At 67.9% G+C, this 1,440-nt stretch carries 2 pseudogenes; both read left to right on the forward strand.

The features are described 5' to 3' along the window. Window positions 1-70: 70 nt before the first annotated feature. Window positions 71-1,045: pseudogene (locus ACFWF3_RS35850) on the forward strand (AAA family ATPase); the annotation flags it as partial. A gap of 63 nt (window positions 1,046-1,108) precedes the next feature. Then, window positions 1,109-1,440: pseudogene (locus ACFWF3_RS35855) on the forward strand (hypothetical protein); the annotation flags it as partial.

Raw genomic sequence — 1,440 nt, forward strand, 5'->3', positions numbered from 1 at the left:
GTCGCGGACCTCGCGCCCGCCGTCGCTCGCCGTCAGGGCGCCCTGCACGCCCAGGCACCCCTGCGGATGGGAGGTGACTCCCGACGACATCGCCGATGTTGTCTCGGCGTGGACCGGGGTGCCGGTCGGCCGGATGCTCGAGGGCGAGACCGCCAAGCTGCTGCGGATGGAAACCGAGGTCGCGGGCCGCGTCGTCGGGCAGGAAGAAGCGGTGCAGGCCGTGTCCGACGCGGTCCGCAGGGCGCGCGCCGGTGTGGCCGATCCGAACCGTCCGACGGGCTCGTTCCTGTTCGTCGGCCCGACCGGTGTCGGCAAGACGGAGCTGGCGAAATCGCTCGCCGACTTCCTGTTCGCCGACGAACGCGCCATGGTGCGTATCGACATGAGCGAGTACAGCGAGAAGCACTCGGTGGCTCGCCTCGTCGGCGCGCCGCCCGGATATGTCGGCTACGACCAGGGTGGCCAGCTCACCGAAGCGGTGCGCAGGCGACCGTATTCGGTGGTGCTGTTCGACGAGATCGAGAAGGCGCACCCGGACGTCTTCGACATTTTGTTGCAAGTTCTCGACGAGGGCAGGCTCACCGACAGCCAGGGTCGCACGGTCGACTTCCGCAATACGATCCTCATTCTCACCTCCAATCTCGGCGCCGGTGGCGACCGCGATCAGGTGATGGAGGCGGTGCGGCGCGCGTTCAAGCCGGAGTTCATCAACCGGCTCGACGACGTGGTGATGTTCCACGCGCTCGACGCGAAGCAACTGGAGTCGATCGTCGACATCAACCTGCGTCAGCTGCAGAAACGGCTCTCACAGCGCAGGCTGACCCTCGATGTCACCGAGGAGGCCAAGCAGTGGCTGGCCGTGCGCGGCTACGACCCGGCCTACGGCGCGCGACCGCTGCGCAGGCTGATCCAGCAGGCCATCGGCGACAGCCTGGCCAAGGAACTGCTCTCCGGTTCGGTCGCCGACGGTGACACGGTGAAGGTGAGTGTGGACGACGCCACCGACAAGCTCGTCGTCGAAGGCGAAGTTGTCCACAGCTCGTGATTTATCCACAGCCCGGTGCGTAGGGACCTCCCAAACGCACCGGGCTGTCCTACCCTGGAGCCCATGACGAACCCGAACGATCCGTGGGGGCAACGCCCGGAGGATTCGCCGACCGAACGGCTGGGTTCGCCGGGCACCGACTCGACCACGCCGTACGGAGGCAATTCGTTCGACGAGTGGGGGCAACCGTCGAACCCGACGCAGGCGTTGCCGCCGCACGACGCGCAATGGGGTGACTACGAAAGTGGTTATCCGGCAGCTCAACCACCGCCGCAGCAGGCGCCGCCGGGGTACGACCAGGGTTACCAGGCGCCGCCACCCGGCTACGGCCAGGGCTATCCCGCCGCGCCGCCGCCGGGGTATCCACCGCGGCCGCAGGACGGTGACCAGGAGGA

The sequence above is a fragment of the Nocardia sp. NPDC060220 genome (assembly GCF_042727815.1).
Lineage (GTDB): Bacteria > Actinomycetota > Actinomycetes > Mycobacteriales > Mycobacteriaceae > Nocardia.